This window comes from Maribacter spongiicola, from assembly GCF_052119685.1.
Lineage (GTDB): Bacteria > Bacteroidota > Bacteroidia > Flavobacteriales > Flavobacteriaceae > Maribacter > Maribacter spongiicola_A.
In genome coordinates this window covers 119,657-126,071 of record NZ_JBGQOO010000014.1, presented here as the reverse complement: position 1 = coordinate 126,071, position 6,415 = coordinate 119,657, and the positions used below count along the sequence as shown (strand labels likewise).

Here is a 6,415-nt window from a genome sequence, read left to right as displayed (position 1 = left end):
GGTGGGTCGGTTCCACCATCTTAATTACAGTTCACAACAAGTATTTTGCCGCTCGTTGCTTGCTCGGCACACTATGGTTAGTACGGGAATTTAAATTACTGAATTTTCGATTAAGTACTTAGCCAAAACTTTTTATTTTGTTTTATCTTTTTCTCTGTAAAGCCAAATCAAAAGATTTGGCGGACTTTATAAATATGCCCAAACTTTGGGTTAAGCATCAAAACCCGTATTAATTATAGCCCTTGTTAGCTGTTGTTTTTTATTTTTCAAATGCAAATAAAATTCCTTTTGTTATAAAACTTGGATAAACAGTAAGGTGGTCTTCATCTGGGATTATTGATGATTTTATTTTTAAATCTGAGTAGTTCCTTGATAGTAACCTTTGTTCAAAAGTCAACATTTCAGACACCATATCTGAATTGTTATTTTTCTCTTTTTCTCCAATGCTTAAAAAAACATTTGCTCTCAAGTTAGTATTGGCTTTTGAATACTTTTCTTCAAAGTTATTTATACAGTAATTATCATACCAAAATGAAGGGCTTCCGATTAAGTAATACTCAAATAAGTTAGGGGTAGTTACCAAAATATAACTTGCAAGTAACCCGCCAAAAGAATGTCCAGAAAACACTTTTTTCGACATATTTGTCCTGTACGTATTTTCTAAAAATGAGAATACATCTTTCTTGATAAATGCAATAAAATCATCTGCTTTTCCTGAAGCTAATCTAGATTCTTTAGAATGACCTCTCTCTTCATTAGGGGAATTTGTTGGCATATAATCTCTAGTCCTACTAACTCCAGGCGAATCTCCTTTGGAATAGGATATTCCAACTATTATGAATTCTTCTGTTTTAACCCGTTTGCTTATACTAGTAACTAATGGAAAAGCGTAATCTGAATCTGTAAGTACCAATATTGGATATTTTTTATCTGAACTTGATACATACGATTTAGGTAGCTTAACGTATAATTCATAATGTTTTTGATTTGTTGTTGATTGAATTTGATGAACTTCTGTACCTTTTATTTCAAATGATGTTAATTTCTTTGTTTCGTTATCAGAAATCACTTCATTATTACTATTTATTTTATCACCTATTGCCTTATTTTTTTGGTTTCCGTTACTACAAGACATTGCTATTATAACAATGATGAGTATTGATGAAAATTTATTCATTATTTATGATTAGTTTATTTTAGTAATTACAGCTAACAATTAAATATATAACATATGTTATATATCCTGCTAATATGATATATATAAAACATATGTTACATATATTTTTTATATATCACCAATTTGGTTATTTATGAAAAAGGATGGAAAATTTACTTCATCAAATTAATTTCGGCAATGCTTTTTATTCTATTTCGCTCTAAGAAAGCGTCAATAGTTTCGAAATGCTCAATAACGCGTTGTTCTTTAAATTCAAACACTTTTTGCGATAAGCCTTGTAAGAAATCGCGATCATGAGAAACTAATATCAGTGTACCATCATACGTTGATAAGGCTTCTTTAAGTACATCTTTAGATTTAAGATCTAAGTGGTTGGTCGGCTCATCTAATATCAAAAGGTTTACAGGTTCTAGAAGTAGTTTAACCATCGCCAATCGGGTTTTTTCTCCACCAGAAAGCATGCTTACCTTTTTATCGATATCATCGCCACTGAACATAAAGCGACCTAAAATGTTTTTAATCTGGTTACGAATATCGCCAAAGGCAACTTCATCTACTGTTTGGAAGATAGTAAGCTCGGGGTCTAAGAGTGAGGCTTGATTCTGGGCAAAGTAACCTACTTTAACATTATGACCTAGTTGGCAAGTGCCCTCAACAGAAATTTCGCCTAATATTGCTTTAATCATAGTAGATTTCCCTTCTCCGTTTCTTCCAACGAAAGAGACTTTTTCTCCTCTTGCAATAGACATATTGGCATCTTTAAAAACCACATGTTCATCATAAGATTTTGACACATCTTTAACCGTAACAGGGTAATCGCCTGAACGCGGTGCTGGTGGAAAACGTAATTTTAATGAAGATGTATCTATTTCATCTATCTCTATAATTTCAAGCTTTTCTAACATACGCTCTCGCGATGTTACTTGATTTGTTTTAGAGTATGTGCCTTTAAATCGCTCTATGAAAGCCATATTATCGGCTATGAATTTTTGCTGTTCTTGGTAGGCTTTTACTTGATGTGATCTGCGGTCTTCCCGTAATTGTAGGTAGTGGCTGTAGTTTGCCTTATAATCATAAATGCGCCCCATAGTTACTTCTATGGTACGGTTGGTAATATTGTCGATGAATGCTCTATCGTGAGAAATCACCATAACAGCATTTGCTTTATTCAACAAAAAATCTTCTAACCAAATAACTGATTCTATATCTATATGATTTGTAGGCTCATCTAACAGAATTAAATCTGGTTTTTGTAATAGAATTTTAGCCAATTCTATACGCATTCGCCAACCACCACTAAACTCATTGGTCTGTCTGGTAAAATCTTCTTGCCTAAAACCTAAACCTTTTAATGCCTTCTCTACTTCAGCATCATAATTGACTTCATCTAGGGCATAATATTTTTCACCAAGATCAGATACTTTTTCGATGATGCTCATATAGGCATCACTTTCATAGTCTGTTCTAGTTTCTAATTCTTTGTTCAGTTTGTCCATTTCATCTCGCATGCTAAAAACATGCTTAAATGCCTTGGCAGCCTCCTCAAAAACAGTGCAGTTATCTTCGGTCAACAAATGTTGGGGTAAATACGCGATAACAGCATCTTTAGGTACACGAACATTACCTCGTGTGCCTTTTTGCTCGCCAGCGATAATTTTCATCATGGTAGATTTACCCGCTCCGTTTTTACCCATTAGGGCTATTTTATCGGTTGGGTTTATGACAAAAGATACGTCACTGAATAATGTAGTGCCACTGAATTCTACGGCTAGGTTATCTACTGAAATCATGCTATATATTTAAAAATGCAAAACTAGTAATAAGTTGTGGTGCTTGTTACTAACTGCATGAAAAAGTTATAGCCGTTCTAACCAAAAAACTATTTATTTATTTACTGGTCTTATTGCTTAACCAATTGTAAATTAACAGTACTACTGCCAATAAAAGAAGTAGGTGAACTAGCGCTCCCATAACTTTAAAAACTACAAAACCCAATACCCAACTTATGACCAATGCGGCGACTAAAAAGTATACTATATTTTTCATGCTTATTTATTGATGGTCCAGTTCATTATTTCATCGTGAATCTCTTGTTCAGATTTTTGTCTTCTTTTTGCAATAGCGCTTATTAAGGTTTCAACACCGTCGAGCTCTCCGTTATCATCTATATCTTGTGTTTCAGGAAAATTCGCCAAATATTCATCTCGTACCGCCAACCACTGCTTTTCTAAATGTATATCATATGTAGATGTAGCTACTCCGCCATTATTAACAGGTTCACCTATGGTTTCATTTAAGTCATCGTTTTGAGATATTCCTTTATTTTGAGGAACGTCGTTTTGTAGGCCTCCTGTAGTCTTTAATTTATTTATGCTTTTATCTTCTGTAATCATCTTGTGAATGTTTTAATATTCTTAATGATGACAAGGTAGCAAGATGAGCAGTGTAAGATTTGCTCTAATATTAGTTTAATTGACCGTAAAAAATCTGTTTTTGAATAGGTACATAAACTTGTTGCAGTTAGAATGCGCTACGAAGTGCCTTCATTTTAATTTTAAACATTTTTGCTGCAGATGTGTACCCGCCTTCGGTACCATCAACGAAATGAGAATGGCTAGTTTTTCTATCCAATACGTAACAAGACATAACAGAGGCATGCGTAACATGAATACCGTATACTATTTTATGTTCGCTTTCTAGTTGGTCTAAATAGTCTGTAAACACATCTATTTTATCTTGTTCAGCAGTAAAAATGGTATTGATCATACCATCTAACATAAATGAATGTGATAATTGACCAACTTGTTTTAGATATTGCTTTCCGCTTTTAGAGAGGCTAAAATATACACGACCGATATTGGTTAGAATCCAGTTTTTAATGAAGTAGGACCAATTTTTATCTGCAAGTCTTACGCGCATTTCTTCCCATATTTTATAAAGGCTGGCATCTAATTTTAGACGTTCACTTTTAATGGGTTGCCTTTCGGTAAAGGTTCCGAAAATATCATCCATCTTCATTAAAATGGCTCTATAGCTGTCTCTTTGAAATTCTTCTTCGTTTGCCTTTAATAATAAACAAATCACCTTAGCTTGATTTTGCCCTGGGTTCACTTCTTCCCATCTGCACTCCATACCTTCTAAGTTCAAAAGTTTTTTATTAACGTTCAAGATAGTGGGTGCTATAAAATTCGATTTTATAATCTTTTCAGCTTTATGTAGACCGTTACCCAATATTATGGGTATGGTCAGCCTTTCTGTAAGTTGGTGTTTTGCTATTTTAAGATGACAATTATGCGATACAAGATGGTTAACAGACACATGGCCTACCCTTAATACCAAATTGGTTTTTCTTTTAATATGTACGCTATAATTGTTTAGTACCTCGATTACATTGTTAAGTAGTGCAGTTGGTAATAAAAAAGTTGCGCCATCACCACCAAAGAAATAAGGGATTTCTACATAGTGTTTAAATTTGCGAACGGTGTTCAATACTGAAATAATACTGCCGGTAGCAGTTAAGTTTACCTGGTGATGATTGCCATCTTGTACTGCCTGGGTAGAGTTTTGTATATCAACAACGACCACATGCCATGAAAGTGGCACATCTGTAAAGGCAGTTTCTTTTTCTAGTAAATCTACCAGTGGTTTTTTAAACTTCTTTAGATCAGTATAAAATTTGGTATTTTTCATTCGCTAATTAGCAAGTCGCATTTTCTCAGTGAAATTACAAGTTTATTCTCGTATTTAATGAAAATTGAAAATGTGTGTGCGGTTTAGAAGTTTTTAATTGCTAATTAGCAAAGTTCAGACCTTAGATTGGTCGTAACCAGGTTTATAACAAATTTTATACCTATACTAATGGGTGTAAGTGCCGGTTTTGATTATGTTAGCGTGTGGTTAGAAAATGACAGTGATACCAAATAGCATAACGACTATGGCGGATCGGTGTAGATATCTGGTTTTAATGCACTAACAGGTAATTTAGGATTTTATCATGATGATGACGGTAATCGATTTGTATTTAGCTTAGGGTATAATTTTTAATTCACCTGTATTATTTATATGTGTTTAATGGATGGGGTATGAATAAATCAAATCTCATTAGTTTATAAAAAATAACTGATATTTCTTAAAGCTTTTCTTAGAACCTATTTAGCAATAGTTTTGCAAATTATATTTTGAAGGATTTACTAAAGCTTATTAAGTATCATTTTTCATGAAACTACCGTTGAATTTTATCAAATCTATCTGTTGTATTTCGATATTTGTAATTGGTTTTACCGTAAAGGCCCAATTGGTGAATATAGAATCTAAACGTATGCATACCGACTCTTTGCGGTTTGTTTTAAGTAGTGATTTACTTTTCAATTATACCGATAACAATGGTGAATATATACTTCAAGTAAGTTCAAACGTTGCAACACAGTTTAAGTCTAAAAATCTGAATAGTATTTACTTCTTAATAGGGAATGTCAATCTCATACGTTCTAAAGATGAAGATTTTCAGAATTCATATTTTTTACATGCCAGGTTCAATCACAAATTAACTGAACTAGTACGTTTAGAAGCCTTTATTCAGAATCAGAATAATCAAAAGCTAACCATATCCGAAAGAAATTTATTAGGTGTTGGTTTACGTCTAAAAATGTTTTCTAAAAATGGATCTCTTGCCTATTTCGGTAACTCTTACATTTATGAAATTGAATCTGTTATAGATTCTGAGCAAAAATTTTATAACCATAGAAATAGTAGTTATATCTCTTTAAATCAGAATTTCAAAAAATACAATATAGATATTACCGGTACTTTTTATTTTCAGCCACTGTACAAGAATATAAGTAACCATAGAATTCTAAGTCAATTTAAAGCAGAAATGCCTTTAACAAAACGAATTAGCTTTTCTGCACTTTACAATTACTCCGTAATCAACTTTAGTTCTGTTTTAGAAGATAACCGTTCATCTAATGTAAGCTTTGGGCTAACGTTGAATTTATAGAAAGAATTAGAGTGCTTTACTATTCTTATTCTATTTTAAATCAATCAATTTATAACATGTATTATTAATAATACTTGTAGCGTTTTGGATAGAATTTATTTAAATCATACCCACGATGAAACCAAATAAACTTACCAAGAAAGCGAATACATAAATTATCTCTTTTTCAATTCTGAATTCTTATTACCCAAAAACTACCCAATTTCATTTACGTCTATGAATTGTCAGGGTCTATTACCCAA

The 6,415-nt window shown here is 32.6% G+C and carries 6 protein-coding genes; 1 reads left to right on the top strand and 5 read right to left on the bottom strand.

The genetic code is table 11. The features are described from left to right. Positions 1–259: 259 nt before the first annotated feature. From ACEN2N_RS16880 to ACEN2N_RS16860, 5 genes are all read right to left on the bottom strand, one after another. On the bottom strand, positions 260–1,177 hold the full coding sequence (locus tag ACEN2N_RS16880) for an alpha/beta hydrolase (RefSeq protein WP_441825414.1): 918 nt from the start codon (positions 1,175–1,177) through the stop codon (positions 260–262). A gap of 152 nt (positions 1,178–1,329) precedes the next feature. Continuing rightward, complete coding sequence (locus ACEN2N_RS16875; protein WP_441825413.1) at positions 1,330–2,967, bottom strand: ABC-F family ATP-binding cassette domain-containing protein; 1,638 nt, start codon at positions 2,965–2,967, stop codon at positions 1,330–1,332. Positions 2,968–3,064: 97 nt separating this feature from the next. Next, positions 3,065–3,223: a lmo0937 family membrane protein gene (locus ACEN2N_RS16870; protein ID WP_441825412.1), complete on the bottom strand. Its 159-nt coding sequence runs from the start codon at positions 3,221–3,223 to the stop codon at positions 3,065–3,067. Between the two features lie 2 nt (positions 3,224–3,225). Further along, complete coding sequence (locus ACEN2N_RS16865) at positions 3,226–3,570, bottom strand: hypothetical protein (protein ID WP_441825411.1); 345 nt, start codon at positions 3,568–3,570, stop codon at positions 3,226–3,228. A 127-nt stretch (positions 3,571–3,697) separates the two neighbouring features. Further along, the gene (locus ACEN2N_RS16860; RefSeq protein WP_441825410.1) at positions 3,698–4,867 is read right to left on the bottom strand and encodes a DUF3095 family protein; all 1,170 of its coding nucleotides are present in this window, start codon (positions 4,865–4,867) and stop codon (positions 3,698–3,700) included. A gap of 526 nt (positions 4,868–5,393) precedes the next feature. On the opposite strand from ACEN2N_RS16860, the gene ACEN2N_RS16855 reads away from it, so the two are divergent. Then, positions 5,394–6,173 (top strand): DUF481 domain-containing protein, encoded by a 780-nt coding sequence (locus ACEN2N_RS16855; protein ID WP_441825409.1) that lies wholly within the window; start codon positions 5,394–5,396, stop codon positions 6,171–6,173. The last annotated feature ends 242 nt before the right edge of the window (positions 6,174–6,415 follow it).

Coding starts and splice junctions, on each gene's coding strand:
- ACEN2N_RS16880 (WP_441825414.1), bottom strand. CDS start 1,177: ATGAATAAATTTTCATCAATACTCATCATTGTTATAATAGCAATGTCT.
- ACEN2N_RS16875 (WP_441825413.1), bottom strand. CDS start 2,967: ATGATTTCAGTAGATAACCTAGCCGTAGAATTCAGTGGCACTACATTA.
- ACEN2N_RS16870 (WP_441825412.1), bottom strand. CDS start 3,223: ATGAAAAATATAGTATACTTTTTAGTCGCCGCATTGGTCATAAGTTGG.
- ACEN2N_RS16865 (WP_441825411.1), bottom strand. CDS start 3,570: ATGATTACAGAAGATAAAAGCATAAATAAATTAAAGACTACAGGAGGC.
- ACEN2N_RS16860 (WP_441825410.1), bottom strand. CDS start 4,867: ATGAAAAATACCAAATTTTATACTGATCTAAAGAAGTTTAAAAAACCA.
- ACEN2N_RS16855 (WP_441825409.1), top strand. CDS start 5,394: ATGAAACTACCGTTGAATTTTATCAAATCTATCTGTTGTATTTCGATA.